Genomic DNA, 22,229 nt, shown 5'->3' with positions numbered 1-22,229 from the left:
TTAGTGGCGAGATTTGGCAGGGCTTAAATTAGGTAGACTTGAGTGCCTCGGCCAGCCAAGCGCGTGCGTATCGCCAGTGACGTTCGGCAGTGGCGAGCGAAATATCCATCGCACGTGCGCATTCGGGCATGGTCATTCCTGCAAAGAACCTCAGCTTGACCAGTTGTGACTTTTCAGGATGCGTGATTTCGAGACGATCAAGCGCTTCATTGAGTTCCAGTACATCAATCCTTCGTTCGGAATCGACCATATGTTCGACATCCAAGCGAATGCGATCAAGGCCCCCACCGCGTTTTAGACGCTGGCGACGACGATAATAATCGATGACCACTTGACGCATGGCTTCGGAGGCGACTGACAGAAACGTGTTCTTGTCATGCCAGATTGCATCGAAGGAGCCTTGATTGGTTCGCGCCAGCTTCAAATAAGCCTCATTGATCAGCACCGTGGCGCTCAGCGTTTGGCCAGGCGAAAGACCACGCATGCGGGCCATCGCAATCAATCGCAGTTCCTGGTACAGGGCGGCCAATTGAACCTGTTCGCGTGCGCATCCCGATTCGTCGCTGGGGCTCGTTCGGTTTTGGTCGACGATGGCAGACATTCACGAGGTCTTCCTAGGCAGGGCAACTTTCTCACTTCTGGCAAGTGAATCATAGTCACCCATCATACTAGTTCCCAGTCTCCGCCTGGGAACTAAGCCGACGGCGGCGGCCGCGGTTATTGAACGTTCAGGATGGTTGACGCCGTACTTCCAGGCGAAACGTTGCCGCAATTGAACGACGCAGGCGGAGCCGGCCAGGCAGTAGGTTCCCAGGTAGAGCCTGGGAACCAGCTATTCGGCCGTAACAGGCGAAACGAAGCCTTGGGGCTTGATTACCAGCACGGAGCACTGAACGGTGTTCAGGACGCGCTCAGCTGTATTGCCGATGATGAAGCCTGGAATGCCAGTACGACAGACAGTACCCATAACTAACAAATCTGCCTTCAGTTTGCCTGCCAATTTGGGTATCACTTGGGAGGCTTCACCCTTGATCACGTGAAGCTTGGCTCGGGCCGCCGATAACCTGTTCAATAATTCTTGCAACCGCCCCCGTCGGGCTTGCATGTCATCGTGTAGAAACTTGTCAACATCGCGGCCTTCCATGTCGCTTTGGCTACGCAGGATAGATTCGCCAATGACCGACCAGGCATTGACGACATGGAGCTGAGCATTCTCCAGAGCTGCCAGTTCACTACTCAAGTGGAGTATGGAAGAGTCCAATCCCATTCCATCCAGTTGTCCGTCGCAGGTCGGAGGATCGATGGCCGCGAGAATGGTCTTAAAGCCACCGCTGAGGTCGGGCCGCGTGACCAGCAGTGGTACCGGGCATTTGCGCATTAGCCGCAGCGCAGTGCTCCCAAAAATTTGTTGGCGAAGACTGCTCTTGCCCTCTGCAGTCATTATGACCAAGTCGCGTTTCTTGTGGATAACATGCTTGATGACTTCATGAGTTGGATCTCCAAAGCACACTTCAATTGAAGCACGCACACCATAGGTATGCAAACTCTCAGCCACTTCGCGCAGTTGATGCTTCATTTCTTTCAGAATCAGCGATCGCAGGCTGATACTCTTGGAACCCAGCTTCAGCTTCTCGAGTGTGCTGTGGGATTCTTGGATGACATGAATCAGCGTCAGTCGACCAGCATTGCGACTAGCCAGTTCAGCGGCTCTTCGAAGAGTGGACTGGTCCGATTCGTAGACTACCAGGATGTTCTTAAACTGCTTCATAAAAGGGATATCCATCCGACAAAACAACCTAGGCGTATCGATGTGCTAAGCGCGAAGGGTTAGCGAATGTTATGCCACGCAAAACAGTGGCTATTTAGTGGGTTTAGACTCGGCAAGTGTTGCAAAACGATGCGCTGCGTGCGGTCATGCGCACACTTAAGATGCGCTGAATACCATCACCGGCTGATGTGTTAAAGAAGGCCCGGCACATCGGCTTTCAAAATGCCGTCTCAATCTGTTAGTATCTGTGGAGAACAGCTGCGAAGACTGGGGAAACGACTCAAGGGACCAGAGCATTCAAGTATGAGTTTCAAGTGGTTATCTCAAGATGCTGCTCGAATGGCTGCACTATTAGATGCGGCCGTGGATGGCATAGTCAGCATCGACTCGCGTGGACAGATGCAGACTGTTAATCGAGCCGCAGAACGCCTGTTCGGTTATTCGGCCGACGAGTTGATTGGTCAAAACGTATCGTTGCTAATGCCGGAGCCCGACCGTCAGAAGCACGACGAATACTTGAGGCGTTACCTGAGCACGGGCCAGAAACAAATCATTGGTACGGGCAGGGAACTGATTGGACGTCGAAAAAATGGCAACTTGTTTCCATTGTGGTTGTCAGTGGGTGAAGCCCATTCGGACAGTGAGACCTTATTTGTTGGTGTTCTACGCGATCTGTCGGCCGAAAAGGCCAGAGAGCAATCCATCGAAGATGCGCGCAGGCGATATCAGCAGATATTGGATATTTTGCCAGTCGGCGTCATGGTGACCAATGAGGATCACATAACTTATGGCAATCCAGCTCTGGCCAGGATGTTAGGCGCCGACACCTGCGCGGAGCTGATAGGAACTCAGTCACTGTCTTGGTTTCACCCGCACTATCACAGCTTGATCGATGAGCGTAGAAAGCAGGCCAAAGAAACGAATCATCCGGTACCAGCGATCGAAGAAGAACTGCTCAGACGAGATGGAACCACTATCCCCGTCGAAGTTCTCACGGCCCCCATCGATTTGCAAGGTACTCCCTCGATCATGGTAATTGTTCATGATCTCCGAGACCGCAAGGAGATTGAAGCTCGCTTTCGAACCATGGTTGAGAGTGTGCAAGACTATGCCATCTATTCGCTTGACTCTGGGGGCAAAATCACGACTTGGAATACCGGCGCTGAGCGGATGACTGGATATGATCAGCAAGCAGCCATTGGTATGAACTACGAAATGCTCTTTCCGGAAAATGAGCGTCGCGAGCGAATACCTCAGACGCATCTAATACAAGCTGCAGCGGACGGTCAGTTACTCGACGAAGGCTGGCGCGTTCGTAAAGACGGTACACAATTTCGAGCCGATATCTTGATTACAGCCATGCGCGACCGCAATGGCAATGTCAGCGGCTATGTTAAGGTCACGCGTGATGTGACGGAGCGAGCGAGGATTGAACGCGAATTGCGGGAGACAAAAGCCAGCTTGGAACTCCTGGTTAGTGAATTGCAGGCCAGACGCGATGAGGTCCATGCGGTAACGCAACAGTTGTGGCAAGCAGCCAAGCTGGCCAGTGTCGGCGAGTTGGCAGCTAGTGTGGCTCACGAACTGAACAATCCCATGGCAACTATTCAATTGCGGCTGGAATCGGTCATGAGTAAAACCGCAGCGGACGATGCCCGTTACCGCCCGCTGCAAATTGTGTCGCATGAAATCGATCGTATGGCCAGCCTGGTTGCCAGCCTGCTGCAGTTCTCTCGTCGCGGAACCAATCTTCGCTCAGAAGTTCCGGTGTTCGAGGAACTAATGGGTGCAACCGAACTGGTGCAACACCTGTTGCGCAAGCAACAAATACAAGTCATCCACGAGTTTCAATCCGATGCACCGGTGGTGCAAGCCGATCGGCAGCAACTTCGTCAAGTATTTCTTAACCTATTAACCAATGCCTGCGACGCCATGGAAGGCGGCGGTACACTCACTATGCGCATCGCCTCGGACACTATCGAGGACGGAACGCCCGCTATTAGGATCGAAATCGCCGACACCGGACCAGGGATTCCTGCGGACCACTTGCGGACGGTTATGGAACCGTTCTTTACCACCAAAGAAGAAGGACGTGGAACCGGCTTGGGCCTGGCCATCTGCAGGCGAATTGTTCAGGAACACAACGGACGAATGGTCATAGAGAGTCAAGTGGGCCTGGGGACAACGGTCCGCATTTGGTTGCCAGTCCGTCCACGTAATTATGGGATCCCAGAAAATGGCTGACAAAACGCAGGGCAGGCTGCTGGTAGTCGATGACGAGTTGGAGCTCAAGGATGCCTTGTGCGAGTCACTGGCCGATCACGGCTTTGCGACTACGGGTGCAGCTTCGGCGCAAGAAGCACTCGCGCAGCTGGACACTCAAGAATTCGAGCTGATCATTAGTGACCTGATGATGCCAGGCATGAGCGGCATCGACTTGCTGCGAACCGTTCGCCAGCGTCATCCGCAGCTATTGTTCATTATGATGACCGGACAGGGAACGATACAGTCGGCCGTTGAGGCGATGAAGCTGGGAGCCTTCGACTACCTGCTCAAGCCATTCAACTTGCAACTAATGTTGCCGGTCTTAAACCGGGCTTTAGAATCTCACCACTTACGACGAGAGAACAGCCAACTCCGCGAATACATTTCGCGACTGACATTTGAGTCGCCGAGATTCAAGCTGGTGGGCAACTCGCCGACCATGCAGCCGGTTTTGCGAATGATCGAGAAGGTGGCATCGAGCAATGTTACCGTGCTGATCCAGGGAGAAAGTGGAACGGGCAAGGAGTTGGTGGCCCGCGCCCTGCACCAAAACAGCCCGCGCGTTGCTCGACCGCTTGTGACGATCAATTGTGCTGCGCTCCAGGATACGCTGGTGGAAAGCGAACTGTTTGGTCATGAAAAAGGTGCCTTTACTGGCGCCAGCCATTCCAAGCTGGGGCTGATCGAAGTCGCCGCAGGTGGCACGCTGTTTATCGATGAAGTTGCGGAACTGGCACCGGCCATGCAAGCGAAACTGCTGCGTGTACTGGAAGACGGTCATTATCGACGCGTGGGCAGTGTTAAAGACGCTTATGCCGATGTACGCATCGTGGCCGCGACCAACAAACCGCTGCGCGAAGAACAAAAAGCCGGACGATTTCGAGAAGACCTGTTCTATCGCTTGAATGTAGTGGCCATCGAACTGCCACCGCTCCGCCAGCGACGCGAAGATATTCCGCTGTTAGTCGAACACTTCTTGGTCAATCGGATGCGAGGTCGCACGCCAACTCAGATCGCGCCGGAGGCCATGAATGCCTTGGTAAATTATCACTGGCCAGGCAATGTTCGTGAGCTAGTTAATGTTCTAGAAAGAGCACAGATTCTAGCTGAGCAGCAATTTATAACTTTGGATGATCTGCCTGAATTGCTCTTCGCGCCCGTCGGCTCCCTCAATTCACCCAACACAGAAAATGAGACCTGCCACCCTGCTGCTCAGGACCAACCCAGCGTGTCATTCCAGCCGGCCACTGACGATGGTTCGCTGAATCTTCTCAAGCATGAACAGCGCCTGGTAAAACAGTCGATGCAGAAATCCCAAGGCAACAAAGCTCAAGCTGCCAGGCTGCTGGGGGTGACGCGACGAACACTCTACCGGCTATTGCAGCGCTATGGCGATGAGTAAAACAGGTCGACGTGCCTAGTTGTAGCGCGCATCAAATTGTCTCGGTGCGCTTCCCTTCGATACAGTTCGAGCTGCCGTGTCGACGTGATCAGTTTTGCTGCACTTCCATCTTCAGCAAAATCAGTGGATAAACGCTTGCGTTTGAATTCCGCCGCTGGGCTGGTATGAAGCTTGCTTGAGCGATCGTCCGTATGCTTGGTGGTGAGTGCCACGCATGGCAATTCCCGGCGCATCCGAGAGATGAAGAGGCAAAGCAATGAACTTCCCACTATCTAAAGTCGTTGACTCCAGCTTTATGTTGCCTGGTGCGACTGCAGCGAGCTCTGACAAAATCAGGTTCATTCGCAGGTACGTTGAAGAGCATTGCCCGTATGCCAACCTACTAGAAGACGTCCACTTTGACATTGATGGCAGCGGTAGTCTGTGTCTGAGCGGTTCCGTGAGATCGTATTACCTCCGACAAGTTGCCGTTTCATTTGCCTTGAAGGCAGCGACCAATATGCGGGTAATGGATCATCTGACAGTCGATGATCAAGGAACTTCTTGATAAGCGAACATGACGTTCGCTTGATTTAATCTTTTGAACTCAACCACCCATTTCATCGGGTAGTATTAAGGTCGCGAACCGCGGTCCGGACGAGTAGTTTGATGTTCTTGTACCACACATCGCTGCCGTGGTCTTGAAGTCCGATATAGCCCCGACGTGGATGATCTTTGTAGGCGACATCGAATTTATGGTCCGTGCCGTCGGGGCGTTTGTTGGCGGTGGTCCATTGGTCCAGGTCCGCCTCTGTAACTTTGATATGGTTGACTTCGACGCGGATCAGGCTGTTCTGACAGTTGATCAGCAAGTGGTTCCACTGTCCGGCGGGTTTCATCGCGTTTTGCGTTGGCTGCACGAGGTCATACAGGGCTCCAGTATCGTGAAAGCCATGGGTCGTGGTGTCGTCGATGGCTACTTCCAGGCCATTAAAGCCCACATCTTTGCCGACGCGCGGCTGCAAGGGAAAGGTGCGAATGAAGACGCCGCTATTGCACTTGGGGCTAATCTTGAAGTCTAAAGTCAGCGTAAAATTATCATAGACTTCGCGATGAATCAGCATGTAGTTACAAGGATGAGGATTCAAAGATCCTTGGCTGACATGTGTAGCGGCTACCGGTTTCTCTTTTGAATCAAGCCAGCCATTAGTGGTCTGGCCATCGAACAGCAGCAACCAACCCTGAGCTTTTTCTTCGGCGGTGAGTTCATTGTCGCCGGCGCAGACGGTAGAGCTGACAGCCAACTGCAATACCAGCAGGAGTGCGACGCACGCATTGAAAGGCAAGTATCGTTTGGTTCTTGGATGGCTGATTGAGTTCATAGTGACCATCCTTGGCGATATTCCGTATGGATGTATTGATTGACCTCAGGCAGGTTGGTCACTTTCAAGTCGGCGGAATCCCAGAGCAATCGTCGTCCCGGCGCCCGCAGGGCCAGCACACCGAGCAGCACGGTTTCGGTCATGGGGCCGGAATAATCGAAGCTGGCCGCCGGTAGCTTGCCCGTCTTGCAGGCTTGATACCATTCTTCATAGTGGCCCGGCGAACGTTCCATGGTCGGTGCAACCGTCTTGGCCTGCTGATGCAATTCAGCGGGCAAGAGTTGTGGCATGCCACCGTGCGAACTGTGAAACATTTTGCCTTTACTACCTACATACAAGACACCGTTGTCCGGTAAACGCTGATTGCCCACCATTTCAACAGGAGTGGGTGGCATCAATCCTCCGTCGTACCAGGTCATCGTAACCGGGGGCAGCTGACCTCCCTCGCGGGCTGGAAACTGATAAGTCACCATCGCTGCTTTGGGAAACGATTCGGCGTTGAGTTCGTTTTTCTCATTCAGCGTTCCATCATGCGTAATCGTGGCTTCAACGGAAATGGGTGCGCCCAGCCGCAGTGCCCAAACGGGATGATCGATGATATGGCAGCCCATGTCGCCCAGGGCGCCGGTGCCAAAGTCCCACCAACCTCGCCAGCCGAACGGAGCATATGCCGGGTTGTATGGACGCGCTTGAATTGGCCCGAGCCACAGATCCCAGTCGAGCGTTTTGGGGACAGGCGGCGTGTCGGTCGGACGACCAATGCCTTGTTTCCAGAGTTTACCGGCTCGATCTGACCAGACATGCACTTCGCGCACCTGGCCGATAATTCCAGCTTGGATCCATTCGTTGGTCAGTCGAGCGCCTTCGGAGGCATGTCCTTGGTTGCCCATCGACGTCATGACCTTGGCTGCCTGCGCGGCTTTGGTTAGCTCGCGACATTCAAAGAGCGTATGAGTCAGTGGCTTTTGACAATAGACATGTTTGCCGGCTTTGATGGCGGCCATCGCAGCCACCGCGTGCGTATGATCGGGTGTGCCCACGCTGACCGCATCGATGTGGCCGGCTTCTTTGTCCAGCATTTCACGGAAGTCTTTATAACGCCGGGCTTGCGGATGAGCATTGAAAGTACCGGCGGCTCGTTCATCGTCCACATCGCAGATCGCGACATAATTGGCTCCGAGTTTAGTGAGCGTCGCGATGTCGCCCCCACCCATGCCACCTGCCCCGATTCCAGCCATTTGCACTTGCTCGCTAGGCGCCAGGTACCCTGGCCCGCCGAGCACATGCCTGGGAACGATCGTAAAGCTGAACGCCGTAGAGGCCGCTACGGATATAAACTGACGACGATTGGTACGCCGGCGCGAAGACGAAGCCGTGGGTGAGTGAACCATGACAACTCCTGGGTGGGTGGTAAGGCAGGAGCCAGCGGCATGCACCATGCGCCGGCCAAACTAAGCAGGGGTCTGCAAGGGCGCAGTCTAGCCGACGACCAGCAGCCATACAATCAATTAGCAGAAATGGCCAGAAAAGCGAGATACTTTATGTGTAAAGTAAATGAGTGTGCCCAGGTAGTAGGAATGCCAGGTTGGCGATCTGGCAGTGAGGCAGGAGGCGGAGCCTCCGGAGCAGTGCGTGCCCAGGCAGAGCCTGGGCACGAGTGCGTTTGACCGACCACTCGCTAGGGATGGATGCCTGGAATGGTGTCGGCAGAAAATTTTTCGGACTTGGGGATGACGCTGAGCTTGCCGTTGGTCTCCAAGACGACTGCGTCGGCTTCGGAGATGTCGTGTAGCTGAGCGGCGCGCAACGCGGCTTGGATTTCTTCGAGCGTTAAACGTTCGCTCTTTAAAGCTGATTCCAAAACCTGGCCAGCATGGACAACTAATCGCGGTTCGCTCTTGACCAATTCTCGCACCCATTTCCAGCGGACGCTCGACCACGATACTGCGTATTGCAAGCCACAGAGTAACATCAAGGCTAATACGCCTTCGGCTAAGGCGATGCTTTTGGTCAACAAGACCGTGGCTAAAGTCGATCCCAAGGCAACGGTCACAATCATGTCGAACGCATTGAGCTTGGACAACGTTCGCTTACCAGTCACGCGCAATGTCAGCAGTATCGCTATGTAGGCTAACACCCCGATGATCAGCGAACGTATAAGCGATTGAGCGTTGCTGAAAAAGATCTGGTCCATGAGCGCTTGCCCCCTAAGCACTGTTGACAACGTGCTACTCTTGACATGTTAGTTCCTGTCCCCACATGCGCAATTTGCGCTGCAACGTGCGCACTGAGATGCCGAGAGCTTTGGCCGCGCGTTCTCGAGCGCCATTGAAACGAGCTAACGCCTGCCGAATTGCGATTCGCTCCAGTTCCTCTAGCGTCAGTCCTTCCGGTAGCTTGATTGGCTGGCTCGACTTGTTGAACAAGTGGAGTCGACGCGGCAGGTCCTTTACCGTGAGCTCCGGTGAGGTGTTCATGACGAGCATGCTTTCAATGCAATTTCTCATTTGCCGCACATTGCCGCGCCATGGCTGAGTTAGCAAATATTCCCTCAACGAGTCATCCAGATGAGGTATAGCGCGATGCATGCGTGTGCAAATCATATGCAAGAAGTGATCGATCAGCGCTGGAATATCGGACGCCCGCTCGCGCAGCGGAGGGATGAAAATGGTGACGACGTTCAAACGGAAATAAAGGTCCTCGCGAAAGGTTCCCTCTTCGATCATCTCTTCGAGTCGTCGATTGGTGGCGGCCACGACACGCGTATCAACGTGTGAATCGCCGCAGGAACCCACCCGTCGAACTCGATGTGTCTCGAGTGTGCGCAGCAGTTTGGCTTGCGAAGCCAACTCGAGTTCACCGATTTCGTCGATGAAGATCGTACCGCCATCAGCCGCTTCAAAACAGCCGGTTCGGTCGGCCACGGCGCCCGTGAACGCACCCTTCACATGACCAAACAACTCGCTCTCTATCAAAGCCTGAGGGATCGCGGCCGTGTTGACATCGACAAATGGACCGGAAGCTCGGCGGCTGAGACTGTGCAGGGCAGAAGCGACCAGCTCTTTGCCTGTTCCGGATTCACCGCAGACTACGACGCTACTGTCTGATAGGGCGGCGTGTCGAACTTGTTCGTATACTCGCCTCATCGCTTTCGAAGTGCCGATCATGCCTGGCAAGTTTAGCGCGTGGCCGTTCCCACTTGAACTACTGAGATCGCGGGTCTCAGCACAGCGGGGGGGCGACTGGTACATGAACTGTTCCTTGGTTTGCTGGCGAAACTGCTGTCTGCCACACATTCAGCTCCCAAGCTATTCAGCCAACACAGGTCCCATGTTCGCAGCTCCGGCCGTTCCTGCCCCCTCGGTTCGCACCTCGCGTACCATTGAATCTCTTTAGGAGATTTATCAACGTATGAATTTTGCATTTCACTACTTTTCTAAGTATTCACAGCGCAAATATACTCGTGCCTCGAAATGCATTGCGATGGATGATAGGTAGCTGTGCGATCACAAATGGCTGTCGAGCGAACCATGCGAAAAATTAGACCACAATCGTTTGCGTAGATTCACTGTCGATGGCAATGCTGCATTAGAAGAAACCCCATGGCAGCGAAAATTGTTGAGCGGATCGGGACGACGCACGATCATTGTGGACCCTGGTTCAAGATACGCACCGCCTGGTGATAACCCTGTTCGAGTTCCGTTCGCACCGAGCCCTGCAGCGACTCATCCCAAGTGACCTTCCAAATCAAATCAGCATGCCGACGGAGACTCTCGATATCTTCAGTTCGCCGAACTCTGGCGGCGATCGTACAGATAGCGCCGAGAAGTCTAATTGATATGAGAGGTTGCGACTGACCGGCTTGGCGAAGTAGATCGAACGCAGTATCGGCGACACCTGCAAAGGTTATGGGATCAGCTATGACTCGCAGCCGACCGTCTGAATCGAATCGCCGAGCTTCTGGCAAAGAGCGGCTGGCTAGTTGGCTCAGCCCGACCGACAGCCAATCAATACAGCTGATCGCAGTGAAGGGATCATTGATTCCTGGCGAAAGGGCACGGAATGCCACTTCGACCAGTTGGCTAACTGCGAACTCGACATCTTGCGTAGAAGTCCGTTCGCGGCCAATCACAAATGTTTCGCTGACATTGTGCGACACTTCATCGTCGCACCGAGTACTCGGTGTCAGCATGGCCAGCGTGGTTCCTTCCACGACGAAACGTCCTGGGCGAAAGGCGACGTGGATCACCAGGTCATGTTCGCCTGCAATTTCCATGAGACGTTCATTGTCTATAGCCTGCAAGTAACCGCTATGCTCGGAGCGCACTTCAAGTGCGTCCTGCTGCGTGAGATCCTGCTCGACTTCTTCAGATTTAGCGTCCACCGCACTTTTTTCATGCCCTAGCTCGTCTGGGAAAAGGCGATCAATGGCGGCCCGCAAGTCTTGGCTAACCGTTTTGACGATATACGACGCTTGTATGGAGATCGCTACGTGATGAATAAAGTAGATCAGGACACCTAGGCTTGCCACTCCCAACAACACGCCCAGAGTCACCGATACTTGCGGTACAAATTCGCGGTCCTCTAGCCCACGAATCGTTCTCAGAACCAACAGGCAATACAGGAAGGTGGCAATAAAAGTGCCTAGCACAACTTGGTTGGCCGTGTCGCGCATGAAGGTGCGCAGCAGGCGTGGACCAAATTGCGAAGAAGCGAGTGTTAGCGCCACAATCGTAATTGAGAAAACAACACCAGCCACCGTGATCATGGAACTGGCAATGACCGACAATACAGCCCGTGCACCGTCAGCTCCACCGCCATACGTCCAGCCGCTGCCGCGCCAGGACTCAGGCAAACTGTGATCGAAGGCGACCGTTCCAACGGCGAGCACGACCGATGCCGCTGCCATAATGGTTGGGGTAAACCAGAAACTGGAGCGAAAGTTCTCCCAGTACGTACTGAATTGAGCGGACATGCGTGCCTTAAATGGAACCGGTGATGACGCTTGGCGTTGCATCCTACTTTAGCGTCCTCTTACAAGCTTGTCATGGCATAGCAGCATTTAGTTTCCGCGTAGGCTCAAAGCTCACGGGGCGTATCGAGTCGATCGTTCATTTCCATTTCGCACCTCAGCGACGTGGTTGAGCAAGTGATGAAATCTGCATACCGTCATCTGACAATTGCATAGCCCGCAACACCCGAACGATCCGACGTTCAAGTTGTTCTTTGGCTGACAGCGACTCGGCAGGTCCAGCCAGTCGATTCAGTTTGGCATTGAGTCCGTTCATTTTCTTCACAGCCAGTTTGGCTTGACGCTGCAGATCTACACTGAGCTGTTTCTCGATATTGGCTTCGGTCTCCAACACCAAACGATGGGCTTCTTCCGGTGTCTCTTCGATCGTTTCGAATATCTTTACAAACTGATCACGATTATCTTGCAAGAGTTTGCGGAACTGCTCGGCGCTTAATTCTGTGGCCGTATCCAGTCCTACGGCGAGTTGTCGAGCGGCCAGGCGTTCCAAGTCGGCTCGCGCGTCAGGCGCCGCTGCAATGATCGACTTGCTTACTCGCTTGGCAATTTCGGGTGCCTTTTCATGCGCCTGGCTGACGAGTTCTTGCCGGAACTCTGGATAGTTCTCGCGTACAGTTTGCTCGACCTGGTTCGCCAGGTTCTGAGGTTCCAATAGGCTTTGTACGCGGAAGTAGGCATAAATACCAATAGCCGCAATCTCGAGGGTCAGCAGGACAGCCAGCGCCGCCGTGATGTACGTGCGTCTGCGCACTTTGTTAGGTACATCCTGGATGTCGGTGCCATGCTCGGTATTGGGTGGAGTTGTGGCTGGGGTATGCGGTGTGGATGACATTTGCAGTTGGCTCCCGATGCGCAGTTAATATACAAGGAATAAAGTTCGATTAGCGTACTATGTCCGAGTCAAAGGGCCGAGTTAAAGCTATGGCTGAGTTGAAGTGGGGACTGGTTCTGCACTATTTGAATCATCCAGCGCCAGCATGGTCCAATCGGAGGAGTAGTCGGCCAGTTGTTCATGCAAGGATGGTTCGTTGGGGCCGGGCAGTGGCACGGGTTCTATGGCGGCCCAATGCGTTTGCGTCTGTTTGGCTTCGCGGCGAAATTCGTCCAGGTAGTACCGTTCGACGATTCGATCGAACGTATCTTCAAACTCCTTCATTACCCGATCTACGTTTTCTTGGCTCGTATATTTAGGGAACTCTTGCTGCAGGACGTCGCGGTGAACTTGGAGGTACTGACGATATTGATCTTTGACTTGACGCACGAAAATTTGTTCGACGCTCGTCAAGAGCGCCTCCCCTTCCCGCTCGAGCACGTTAACGTACTTGGGAAAGTCGCGACGAGCCTGTTCATAGACGGCGTCGGTGATTGGAGGGACAGTCTCCGAGGCTAATGCCATAACTTCTTGCTCGATAGCTTGAGAATGCTCGGCCAGACGTTCTCTGGCCTCCTCAGTGTACCTGGCAGTTAGCTCTGAATCGGGGGCTGGGCTCTCGGCGGACTCGGCATAGATCAGTCCAGCCGCGAAGGTTACTAACAACAACCCCAATAGCACATTAGCGACCAGCAAGGCCGTTAGCGTATCGTTCTTGCCTGTGTCGATGATCTTGGACATGGAAACCTCAGAAGTCAAAAGGAAGATAATTAAAGTCAGCTTGAGTTCGATTGGTGGGGCGTGCAAACTACATGCCCTGTTTCTTTGGAGTGCTGCGGCGTTAGCCGTAGCTTTGATGTGCTAACCCAACCGTTCCGTAGCCTGCACGAACCAGTGGTTATGAACGTTGCGTTGGTGCGTACAGGCTGCGGCGCAGTCAACGCTTACATCAAAGCTGTGGCAAACGCCACAGCACTCCAAGGCGACAAGTTGTCCGCCATATCGGACAAGTTGGCCTCAGGGTAGTGGTGACGTTGAAACTATGGTCATAGCATCGACCAGAAAATTGCAGCGACTCGCCAGCTATATGTCTGCACGTGCGATCAAACAGTGAGCATGGCGCGCACTTCGCAGAGTTTGTCATATCGTCGAGGCCACTCTTGGCCCGCCGCCAACACTAGTCATCGAGAGCGTCATTCTGATCGATGACAAACACGTGTTGGGTTTTTTTGGTACTCACTTACAGGGAGTAATAGTATGCAACGGTATTGGATTTGGACATCGATTGGGACGATCGTGGCGTTGATGGGGCCCGGAACGGTCCTCACCGCCCAGGAAAAGCAGCGGGACAATCAGCAGCAGTCGGGCAGTGCACAGCAGCAAAAGTCTGAACAACAAGGTCAGAGCGGTTCAAACAAAAACGATGAAAACCAGAGTCAAAACAACCGCAAACAGAACTCGAGCGATCGAGACGAAGTTCGTTTGCAGTACGACGATGACAAGAACCGATTGTCCATCGACGTTGACGAGGAGATTCAGTTCGAGGATCAGCCCAATCGTCGCGATGTGCTGCGTGACGGTCAATTCGACTTGAAATACGACACGGACAAGAACGATCTCCGCACTTCTGGTGAAGGGACCATTGACGTGGATCGCGCCGTCAGCCAAACGGGCCGCTGGTGGCAGTCGTGGTGGGATGATGAGCGCCAAGCTCGACGCGGTCGCACTGAAGGTGCCAGCGTGGGTGCGGCTGAATTTATTCGTCAGTACGATGACAACAACGATCAACGCTTGACCAGTCGCGAACTGCCTCCGCACATGCGCAGTGATTTTCAAGAAATTGATCGCAATGACGACAACGTGCTGTCTCGACAAGAATTAAGCCGTTTTGGAGAACTTTCGTTCGACGAGCGACAACAACGCCAGGCCAACAATCGTAACCAGCGGGATAACAGCACAGCCAGCAACGATAGTAATGATCGCAGTTGGTCGCAGTGGTGGTCATCCTGGTGGTCGGACGATCAGTCTGGTGCCTCACAGCAGGAAATCGCTAGCAGCGGTTCACGCCGACTGCTGCAAACGTATGACAAGAACAATGATGGGTTCTTGACCAAGGCAGAGCTTCCCCAGCGTATGCACGACGACTTCGAATTCGTGGATCGTAACAACGACGGTTACGTAAGTCGCAACGAAGTGCAGCAATACGGCTACGCCCTGCGCACACAGGCTTCAAATACCTCGTATGCTGACAGCCGTTCCACGACTTCCGGCAATCGCCAGTCGAGCAGCACTGCGCAGTCCGGCAGCGATGATGATCAGAGCTGGTCGCAGTGGTGGTCGTCATGGTGGTCCGACGAGAACAGTGGCCAAAACAATCAAGAGATTGCAGCCAATGGGGCTCGGCAGTTCATTCGTCAACACGATGACAACAACGATAATGTCATCGTTCGCAGTGAATTGCCAGCCGGTATGTACGATGAATTTCAACAGATCGATTCCAATAGCGATCGACGTTTGACTCGCGCGGAAATCGCCAGCTATGCTTCACGATCGGGAGAGCAATTCTCGCAGAATCGACAAGAGCGAAGTGGTTCGATGGGCCAGAGCAACGGTCAATCGTCCGACCCAATGAACACTGCCTATGTATGGGTGATCGACGCCAATCATGGTCATCTGAAGCGAGAAGAACTGCAGAAAGCCTATGGAGTCTTGAGTAAGATCGACGCCAACAATGACGGCGAAATTTCGCAGAGCGAATTAGAGCAACGCCGCGAGCAGGCCGTCGCAGAATGGTGTGAAAAATGTTTCGACAAGCTCGACGAAAATAGCGACAGTCGCCTGAGCCGCAACGAAGCAGAAGATTCCATGTTCGCTGAAAGCTTCGATGACTTCGACCAAAACAACGACGGTCGATTGAGCAAGTCCGAAGCACGACACGGCGTACAAGATGAATTGGAGTCGCAAAGCGCATCGCGAGCGCAACCCGATCAAACCAATCGTCGTTTCTAATTTAACTTGAGAATTCCGACAGAGCCGTCTACGCAAGTAGCGACTTTGTTGGCTCCCTGAAGGAGGCGAGTGGGCGCAAGTTCACTCGTCTCTTTCTTCGTATATGGCCTCCACCGAGCTCGCCTCGCTTGGCTGGTTGACTCGTTTAACCCGTAGCCGAAGGCGAGGTAAACGAAGGAGTGGTTTCTCACCGCCAACTCATTAAGTTAAGCAAGCGGACGCTCAGGTAAACGCAAGCTTGGTTAGAGGGTGCGCCTCGCCTGGCGGCTACGGGTTAAACGAGGATGCTTAGGTAAACGCAGGATTTGGTTAGCGGGTGCGCCTCGCCGGCGGCGCCGCAGGCCAGGTAAACGAAGGAGTGGTTTCTCACCGCCAACTCATTAAGTTAAGCAAGCGGACGCTCAGGTAAACGCAAGCTTGGTTAGAGGGTGCGCCTCGCCTGGCGGCTACGGGTTAAACGAGGATGCTTAGGTAAACGCAGGATTTGGTTAGCGGGTGCGCCTCGCCGGCGGCTACGGGTTAAACCCGGATGCTAGAATGTGGCCATTGACTGTGCGGTTGAGGGCGAGGGGATGTCAGTGGAGCCACAAAGCGACGAGGAAGACTCACTTGGACTAAACGATTTTCGGCCTGCGCAGTTTGCTGCAAATTTAATGCTGCCTGCGGCCGATGAGAGACTGGCCAGGGATGCGGCGGTGGCGGTGCGCCAGGAATATCGCGATTGCACTCAGTGGAAGAAGCTGCAATGCCAAAAGGTCAGCATCATCGCCGAACGGGATCGCGGCAGTGTTTGCGCGGTGCATGTGGGCAAGGCAGTTGAGTTCGATTGGACTTGGGAGGGGGCCTTCGCATTTCGTCCCAGATCGCTCGATGACAATGCACTACTGGCCAACTTCTCCTACGAAGACGCCGCCTTCGAAGATGAAATCGTGTGGAAAGGCGAAGTGCTGGAAGTGGACGAGCGAAACGGCTGCTTGTTCATTAGCCTTGATAACCCCGAACTGGCACCGACAGTCGGTCCATTCTTTGTCCGCCCCTTCGAATTTCTGTCGGTCATCAATGCAGTCTACAATGACGACGCATTCCAAGAGTTACGTGCGGATTTGCCAGGCCGATTGGCGGCGAGCGAAGGCGGAGTCCATCCGGCGCTGCCAGAAGTGGACGAAGTTGGGCTGGAGCATCTGCGCGCATGGTGGCGACATTCGTGGAGCGTACTATGGGGGCCACCGGGTACCGGCAAGACCTGGATGACCGGTCAGCAAATTGCAGCTGTCCTGGTCGATCCCAGCGAACGCATCCTGGTCGTCTCTACAACCAACCTTGCCACCGATGCAGTGGCTCTATCGATCGGCAACGCAGCCCGCAGTGCTACTCGAACTGAGTTGGACGAAGGCAAATTGCTGCGCATCGGTAAAGGAGCATCGATCCGCAGCTTCGCCGATGCCGAGCTTGAATCCATGTTGCAGGGGACCGAGTCCGAAGTGCTGCATGAGATTGATCAGCTAGCTGGCCAACTGCGACTGTTTGATACTTGGGAAGAGAAAGCTCTGACGCGCAAGAAGATCACTGAGTTGCGCGCTGGCGGAGGCGATCAGAGCAAACGCAACTTCGTCGATCCCGAGGTCCGCGTCGTGGTCGCTACTGCCTTCAAGGCTACGTGTCAACTCAGAGACAAACTGATCATGAAACTGCTCGCCGAGGGCAGCGCTCCCTTTACAACGATCTTTATCGACGAAGCTGGATTATTGTCGCGGACCGCCATTGCCGCTCTATCCCTCTTGGCGGCTCGTCGCGTCGTGCTGGTTGGTGATTCAAAACAACTGGCACCCATTAGTCGCATCTCGCGCATTCTGCCCACCCGGCAACAGAATTGGTTGGCCAGTAGTGGACTCAGCCATCTGGATGACCTGCAAGACACACCTGCGGCCGTTCACGTATTAACCCAGCAGCGCCGCATGCATCCCGATGTCTGCCAGGTTGTATCTGCTTTTCAGTACGCTGGACTCCTAACGACGGCCCAAGATACATGCGAGCGCAGTTCGACGCTGCCGCCAGCTTTGGCCAACTACTCGCGAGCCATCTGGTATATGCTCGACGCCGAAGGCAGTTCTCTGGCGTCGATTCGAGCGCAGCGCGGACCGGGCAATAAGAGTTGGATCCGGTCGATAACCCCGATCGTTCTCGAGAAGATTCTTGACGATGACCGCATCAGGCAAGCCAACGGACTTTTCATCGCCCCGTTCCTGGCGCAGGCTCAAGCCATTGATGCCTTGTTTACCCAATGGGGGCTAGCGAAGTGGCAATCCTCGACCGTCCATAGTCAACAAGGATCCGAAGCAGACATCGTCATCTTCGATACAGTCAACGCAGGCAGTTACAGTTGGCCCTTCGATGAATGGAAGCGACTCATCAATGTCGCTCTCAGTCGCGCGCGCGAAGCGGTCATCGTACTGGCTAGCCGCAATGAGATGGAAGAACCGTATCTCAGGCCACTCATTCAGCATTTGACTCCCAGCCAACTGGTCGCGCAAGGCGAAAGCCTCGAGTGGCAAACGGTCAGCGATGTATGTACGACTGAGGCCCAGCGGCGCACGGCTCTAGCGATCGAGCCCAGGGAAGCTTATGCGCGAAAGCAGAAGTCATCCAGCGCTATGGGCCGACAGATTGACCAGCGTAAGGGCATGAGCCCGGTACTCTCGGAGGAACAACAACGCCTGACCAACTTAACGCTGGATGGTAAACCACGTTTGGTGCGCGGAGTCGCCGGGAGCGGCAAATCGCTGGTCCTGTGCAACTGGTTGGCCAAGACCGTGCAACGCAAGCGCGGTGATAAGAACTTTCGTATTTGGGCCGTGTATGCGAATCGGTCGCTGCATAAACTGCTGCAAGAATCGGTGGAAGTGGCGTGGAGTAGTTTGACGCAGGGTGACTTATTCGAGACGACAGGCTTCCCTTGGGATCGTGTCTCGCTGATGCATGTACGCGATGTGTTGGCCGGCATCCTGCCCAGCGCAGATTTGTCAATCGAAGCGTTTGAGTTTGACTACGATCGCGCAGCCGAAGAGTTTTTGAATCGTCAGGATGCCACGGAACTACTACCACGCTGCTCAGCACTCTTTATCGACGAAGCTCAAGACATGGGGCCATCCACACTGAAGTTGTTGCTGTCGATCGTCGAGCAGGCCAGTCCGGAGGATCCCAACAGTCGAGCCGCTCACATATTTTATGACAACGCGCAGAATGTCTATGGTCGCAAGACTCCCAAGTGGGCGGAGTTGGGTATCGATCTGCGCGGACGTTCGATCATCATGCGCGAAAGCTTCCGTGCGACGCGGCGCATTGCGGAGCTGGCGCTGAATGTCCAATACCGACTTACGCCTGATGATCAACGTCACGATCAGCAAGAGCTGCTGGATCTCGGCCTGATCGAAAAGTGTTCTGGCGTTGATGAAGATTGGTTTAGCGTACATTTCAACGAGATTCACGGGCCAAACCCTATATTTCGTGGCTTCGACAGCCGCCATGAAGAGCTTGAGATGATCGTCAAGCATCTCAGGCACTTGATTCTCAACGACGGCATTGCCGCTTGCGATATATGTGTAATCTACAATGGCAAAGCAGTACTGCAACTGTTGGAGTCGAAGCTGTCTGCCAGGCTGGCCGAGATCGGGGTCGAACTCTCCGTACAAGTGAATCGGCCCTTCGAGCGTCAAGAAAACACGCTAGTTGTCACGACCTCGCATTCGTACAAAGGCTACGAATCGGAGGTGGTGATCATTCCATGCGTTGACCAGTTCGTCACCGGCGACGGACAAATCCTAGCCAACAGTCTTTACGTCGCCATGACTCGCGCGCGATCTTTACTTGCCATCTATGGAACTCGCGATGGCAGTTCGACTTCGCGGAAAGTAATCCAAACGATCGAAACTTGTATGTCTCCTTTCGCTCCGCGAAAGGCAGTTGCCCCTTAGCTGACAATGCCTAATGCGCTGCATCAGAATTGATACTTGCGAATAAATCGCTTATCAATAAAGTATTTCAGCCACCAACACCAGCGACCGTAGAAAGTGAAGGACTTGTACTGCATCAGTGCTCGACCATCGCCTGTGTTAAGAAGTTTTAGGAAGTCGCGCTGAGGGTGAAAAGTTTGCAGCGGCGCGTGGTCTAGGATCGCGCATAGGTTGTGCCACAGTATGGGCGCTTGGCGCACCGCGTAGACTCCAGCTTTGGGAGCGGGGCTTTCTAGGATCGTGCCCGAATCGCCCACTGCGAATATGGGATGTCCAGCAATGGTTTGCAGGTTCGCAGCCGTGGCCACAAAGCCGCGCTCGTCCGGTGGCAATCCGAGTTTGCTTAACACGGGTGGTGCGGCAGCTCCAGTTGCCCAAATGACGCAGTCGGCGGGGAACTGTCTGCCGCTGTGATCCGTCAGTCGTTCGTCGGAAAAGTGCGTGATGCGTGCATCCGTAGTTACCGCGATTTGGCGTCGCTCGAGAATTCTTCGCAGTTGTCTTACACTGCCAGATCGCAGCTCTTCGGCAATCTCGCTCGACGAAGTCAGGATCTGTATCGAAGCAGTTGCCAGTTCGGTCGAAGTTTCGAGTCTGGTACGCAAGCAAAGCGCGATCTCAATACTGGCTACGCCACCGCCGACAACAGAGATCCGCAGGGGACGTGGAATATCGTGTTGCACATGACAATGGACGACCGCTAGTCTATCGTCTAGTCGCTCAAGAAAGCTGCTCATCGGTTTGATCGGCACCAGGGCGGGCGTTTCGATCTCGTTCCAGCCCGCAGGCATCGAACCGACGCCGATGGAGAGTACATCGAATCGCAGCGATTCTCGGTCCGCAAACGTCAGCACTTGATTGGACACATCCAAGCCATCGGCTTGCGCCACGATTAACTCTGCGCCGGCTCGACTGCATAAGGCTGCCAGATCGATCTGCATCTCCGCCGGGGTGAATTGCCTGGCTAATGCGCCGGGCAGCATGCCTGAATAAGTGGCCACTGGACAGTTGGAGACGCAGACCAGTCGGCAATCAGGCAATGGAGAATCGATCCACTTGCGTACTACATGCGCGTGCGTGTGTCCGATTCCCAGTAACACGATACAACGCACAACCAACTCCCGCATAAATGGCCACCGCAGGGTAGCCACCGTCGCCAGACGGTGGACGCGCTACGTTTGATTGGCCACCGCTTGGCAGCTAACATGATCCAAACGACTTCGATTTTCAAGGCAGAACCTGAAACACGGTAATCGATGGATCGAGTTCGGCCCCTGAGACGTAAACGAAGCGGCTATCCGATGAAACTTCGACAGCTGCAGCGCTACCTTTCCACTGCGGGCGGAAAGCGACTGTCTCGATAGCGGTCAATTTGCCACTGTTTGGATCACGCTTGAATGTGGACAGCGTACCCTGAGTCGTGCCGACTGCATAGAGTCGCTGACCGTCGGGGCTGATCGCGAGTTGATTGCCGCCTTGAAAATTCTCCAAGCCTGCAGATCCACTCTTATGTTCCTCCAGTAAACTCAGTTTCTCTTGCTCGGCGTCGAAGGCAAAGACACCCACGCCACCGTCGCCTCGAAAGCGACCAGATAGCGTATAGACAAACGTGCCCGATGGATCAATGACCACGGACATAGCTCCATCGAGCACACTTAGCTTGTCCGGTTCTGATCGCATGGTCTCGATCAGTTCAAGTTTTCCTGTTTCAGCGTGGCGGCGCAGCGATACTAAGGACTGACCGTTGGAGGCAGTGGCAAACAAATGCTTGCCATTGGGATGTGCGACTATGCCTCGACCGTTGGCTAGTGCACCTTGTGGAGCCCTGAATGCTTCGACAAACTCAATTTTGTTGTCTACGACCTTGAGTACGACGATCGATGGCTTAGCCATAACGAGTACCGAATTGGTCATTCCGCTGTCTACAACGTAGGCAAATTTACCGTCTGTCGAAAATGCGCCCCGGATCGGCCACTGAAAGGTGCTTTTGCCATCGCTGTGCTTATCGATGGTGTTTGAATGTGTTAACTTGCCTGTATCGAGATCGCGCTGAAACAGTGTCATAGCCTTCGATCGAAACGCGGTGGCCAGTCCCAGCTTGCCATCGGGACTTATGCGAAAATCGATCACACCGCGCAGTGCGTTTGGGGTGTTCAGCGAATCGACCAACGTTAGTCGACCAAGCTGCGGATCGACTGAAAAAGTATGTAGGGTGGCTGATTGGTAAGCCGAGGCGTACAAAAAGCGGCCATCTGAACTAAGCGTCAGGCCGACGACTCCCTTCAGACTCTCCTGCTCGAAGTTCTGTACGAACTTTAGTGTTTTCGATTGCTCGATAACTTCCGGTGCGTTCCCAGCCTCGTTGACCGGCGGTGCCTGGGCCAATGTGTCGTGAACGCTCGTACACCAAAACAGCCAGACAATGGTCAATAGTTTCCTGCAAATCATCGTTGATCCCAAAAAATCATATAGTGATGGCAATCGCAAACGTAATGCTCAACAACCTATTGC

At 54.0% G+C, this 22,229-nt stretch carries 17 protein-coding genes; 6 read left to right on the top strand and 11 right to left on the bottom strand.

Translation table 11 applies throughout. The features are described 5' to 3' along the window. Positions 1-28: 28 nt before the first annotated feature. The gene (locus SH573x_RS27635) at positions 29-601 is read right to left on the bottom strand and encodes an ECF-type sigma factor (RefSeq protein ID WP_479351291.1); all 573 of its coding nucleotides are present in this window, start codon (positions 599-601) and stop codon (positions 29-31) included. Between the two features lie 231 nt (positions 602-832). Then, on the bottom strand, positions 833-1,768 hold the full coding sequence (locus tag SH573x_RS27630) for a universal stress protein (protein ID WP_479351290.1): 936 nt from the start codon (positions 1,766-1,768) through the stop codon (positions 833-835). Between the two features lie 339 nt (positions 1,769-2,107). Between SH573x_RS27630 and SH573x_RS27625 the strand changes: the two genes are divergently transcribed. The 3 genes from SH573x_RS27625 to SH573x_RS27615 all read left to right on the top strand — a co-directional run bounded on the left by SH573x_RS27625 (position 2,108) and on the right by SH573x_RS27615 (position 5,982). After that, the gene (locus SH573x_RS27625; RefSeq protein ID WP_479351289.1) at positions 2,108-4,012 is read left to right on the top strand and encodes a PAS domain-containing sensor histidine kinase; all 1,905 of its coding nucleotides are present in this window, start codon (positions 2,108-2,110) and stop codon (positions 4,010-4,012) included. Further along, positions 4,005-5,435 (top strand): sigma-54-dependent transcriptional regulator, encoded by a 1,431-nt coding sequence (locus tag SH573x_RS27620; protein ID WP_479351288.1) that lies wholly within the window; start codon positions 4,005-4,007, stop codon positions 5,433-5,435. The genes SH573x_RS27625 and SH573x_RS27620 overlap by 8 nt, the downstream gene beginning before the upstream one ends. 256 nt (positions 5,436-5,691) lie before the next feature. Further along, the gene (locus tag SH573x_RS27615; protein WP_479351287.1) at positions 5,692-5,982 is read left to right on the top strand and encodes a hypothetical protein; all 291 of its coding nucleotides are present in this window, start codon (positions 5,692-5,694) and stop codon (positions 5,980-5,982) included. A 52-nt stretch (positions 5,983-6,034) separates the two neighbouring features. On the opposite strand, the gene SH573x_RS27610 is transcribed toward SH573x_RS27615, so the two are convergent. The 7 genes from SH573x_RS27610 to SH573x_RS27580 form a co-directional block, all read right to left on the bottom strand. Next, positions 6,035-6,796, bottom strand: coding sequence for a 3-keto-disaccharide hydrolase (locus SH573x_RS27610; protein WP_479351286.1), 762 nt, complete (start codon positions 6,794-6,796; stop codon positions 6,035-6,037). Beyond that, entirely contained in the window at positions 6,793-8,187 is a 1,395-nt protein-coding gene (locus tag SH573x_RS27605) for a Gfo/Idh/MocA family protein (protein WP_479351285.1), read from the bottom strand. The genes SH573x_RS27610 and SH573x_RS27605 overlap by 4 nt, the downstream gene beginning before the upstream one ends. Before the next feature lie 287 nt (positions 8,188-8,474). Next, positions 8,475-8,990 (bottom strand): DUF421 domain-containing protein, encoded by a 516-nt coding sequence (locus SH573x_RS27600; RefSeq protein ID WP_479351284.1) that lies wholly within the window; start codon positions 8,988-8,990, stop codon positions 8,475-8,477. 34 nt (positions 8,991-9,024) lie between these two features. Next, a complete protein-coding gene (locus SH573x_RS27595; RefSeq protein ID WP_479351283.1) occupies positions 9,025-10,047 on the bottom strand; it encodes a sigma-54 interaction domain-containing protein in 1,023 nt (340 codons plus the stop codon). Positions 10,048-10,439: 392 nt separating this feature from the next. Next, entirely contained in the window at positions 10,440-11,771 is a 1,332-nt protein-coding gene (locus SH573x_RS27590) for a DUF2254 domain-containing protein (protein ID WP_479351282.1), read from the bottom strand. A 154-nt stretch (positions 11,772-11,925) separates the two neighbouring features. Beyond that, entirely contained in the window at positions 11,926-12,660 is a 735-nt protein-coding gene (locus SH573x_RS27585) for a hypothetical protein (RefSeq protein WP_479351281.1), read from the bottom strand. Positions 12,661-12,747: 87 nt separating this feature from the next. Then, the gene (locus SH573x_RS27580; protein ID WP_479351280.1) at positions 12,748-13,440 is read right to left on the bottom strand and encodes a hypothetical protein; all 693 of its coding nucleotides are present in this window, start codon (positions 13,438-13,440) and stop codon (positions 12,748-12,750) included. Between the two features lie 159 nt (positions 13,441-13,599). Between SH573x_RS27580 and SH573x_RS27575 the strand changes: the two genes are divergently transcribed. From SH573x_RS27575 to SH573x_RS27565, 3 genes are all read left to right on the top strand, one after another. Beyond that, the gene (locus SH573x_RS27575; RefSeq protein WP_479351279.1) at positions 13,600-13,725 is read left to right on the top strand and encodes a hypothetical protein; all 126 of its coding nucleotides are present in this window, start codon (positions 13,600-13,602) and stop codon (positions 13,723-13,725) included. Positions 13,726-13,956: 231 nt separating this feature from the next. After that, complete coding sequence (locus tag SH573x_RS27570; RefSeq protein WP_479351278.1) at positions 13,957-15,708, top strand: hypothetical protein; 1,752 nt, start codon at positions 13,957-13,959, stop codon at positions 15,706-15,708. A 572-nt stretch (positions 15,709-16,280) separates the two neighbouring features. Further along, a complete protein-coding gene (locus SH573x_RS27565) occupies positions 16,281-19,679 on the top strand; it encodes an AAA domain-containing protein (protein WP_479351277.1) in 3,399 nt (1,132 codons plus the stop codon). A gap of 23 nt (positions 19,680-19,702) precedes the next feature. Here the strand turns inward: SH573x_RS27565 and SH573x_RS27560 are convergent, their stop codons facing one another. Together SH573x_RS27560 and SH573x_RS27555 are read right to left on the bottom strand one after the other, a co-directional pair. Beyond that, positions 19,703-20,845, bottom strand: coding sequence for an FAD-dependent oxidoreductase (locus SH573x_RS27560; protein WP_479351276.1), 1,143 nt, complete (start codon positions 20,843-20,845; stop codon positions 19,703-19,705). Between the two features lie 100 nt (positions 20,846-20,945). Continuing rightward, positions 20,946-22,166, bottom strand: coding sequence for a lactonase family protein (locus tag SH573x_RS27555; protein ID WP_479351275.1), 1,221 nt, complete (start codon positions 22,164-22,166; stop codon positions 20,946-20,948). Positions 22,167-22,229 lie beyond the last annotated feature (63 nt).

Source organism: Rania fehmarnensis, from assembly GCF_056494185.1.
This window is presented reverse-complemented; position numbering and strand designations above follow the sequence as displayed.

Bases quoted from the DNA above. Each gene is read 5' to 3' on its own strand.
- SH573x_RS27575 (WP_479351279.1), top strand. From the start codon at position 13,600: ATGAACGTTGCGTTGGTGCGTACAGGCTGCGGCGCAGTCAACGCTTAC.
- SH573x_RS27610 (WP_479351286.1), bottom strand. From the start codon at position 6,796: ATGAACTCAATCAGCCATCCAAGAACCAAACGATACTTGCCTTTCAAT.
- SH573x_RS27560 (WP_479351276.1), bottom strand. From the start codon at position 20,845: ATGCGGGAGTTGGTTGTGCGTTGTATCGTGTTACTGGGAATCGGACAC.
- SH573x_RS27620 (WP_479351288.1), top strand. From the start codon at position 4,005: ATGGCTGACAAAACGCAGGGCAGGCTGCTGGTAGTCGATGACGAGTTG.
- SH573x_RS27600 (WP_479351284.1), bottom strand. From the start codon at position 8,990: ATGGACCAGATCTTTTTCAGCAACGCTCAATCGCTTATACGTTCGCTG.
- SH573x_RS27555 (WP_479351275.1), bottom strand. From the start codon at position 22,166: ATGATTTGCAGGAAACTATTGACCATTGTCTGGCTGTTTTGGTGTACG.
- SH573x_RS27570 (WP_479351278.1), top strand. From the start codon at position 13,957: ATGCAACGGTATTGGATTTGGACATCGATTGGGACGATCGTGGCGTTG.
- SH573x_RS27635 (WP_479351291.1), bottom strand. From the start codon at position 601: ATGTCTGCCATCGTCGACCAAAACCGAACGAGCCCCAGCGACGAATCG.
- SH573x_RS27590 (WP_479351282.1), bottom strand. From the start codon at position 11,771: ATGTCCGCTCAATTCAGTACGTACTGGGAGAACTTTCGCTCCAGTTTC.
- SH573x_RS27630 (WP_479351290.1), bottom strand. From the start codon at position 1,768: ATGAAGCAGTTTAAGAACATCCTGGTAGTCTACGAATCGGACCAGTCC.
- SH573x_RS27605 (WP_479351285.1), bottom strand. From the start codon at position 8,187: ATGGTTCACTCACCCACGGCTTCGTCTTCGCGCCGGCGTACCAATCGT.
- SH573x_RS27615 (WP_479351287.1), top strand. From the start codon at position 5,692: ATGAACTTCCCACTATCTAAAGTCGTTGACTCCAGCTTTATGTTGCCT.
- SH573x_RS27595 (WP_479351283.1), bottom strand. From the start codon at position 10,047: ATGTACCAGTCGCCCCCCCGCTGTGCTGAGACCCGCGATCTCAGTAGT.
- SH573x_RS27625 (WP_479351289.1), top strand. From the start codon at position 2,108: ATGGCTGCACTATTAGATGCGGCCGTGGATGGCATAGTCAGCATCGAC.
- SH573x_RS27565 (WP_479351277.1), top strand. From the start codon at position 16,281: ATGTCAGTGGAGCCACAAAGCGACGAGGAAGACTCACTTGGACTAAAC.
- SH573x_RS27585 (WP_479351281.1), bottom strand. From the start codon at position 12,660: ATGTCATCCACACCGCATACCCCAGCCACAACTCCACCCAATACCGAG.
- SH573x_RS27580 (WP_479351280.1), bottom strand. From the start codon at position 13,440: ATGTCCAAGATCATCGACACAGGCAAGAACGATACGCTAACGGCCTTG.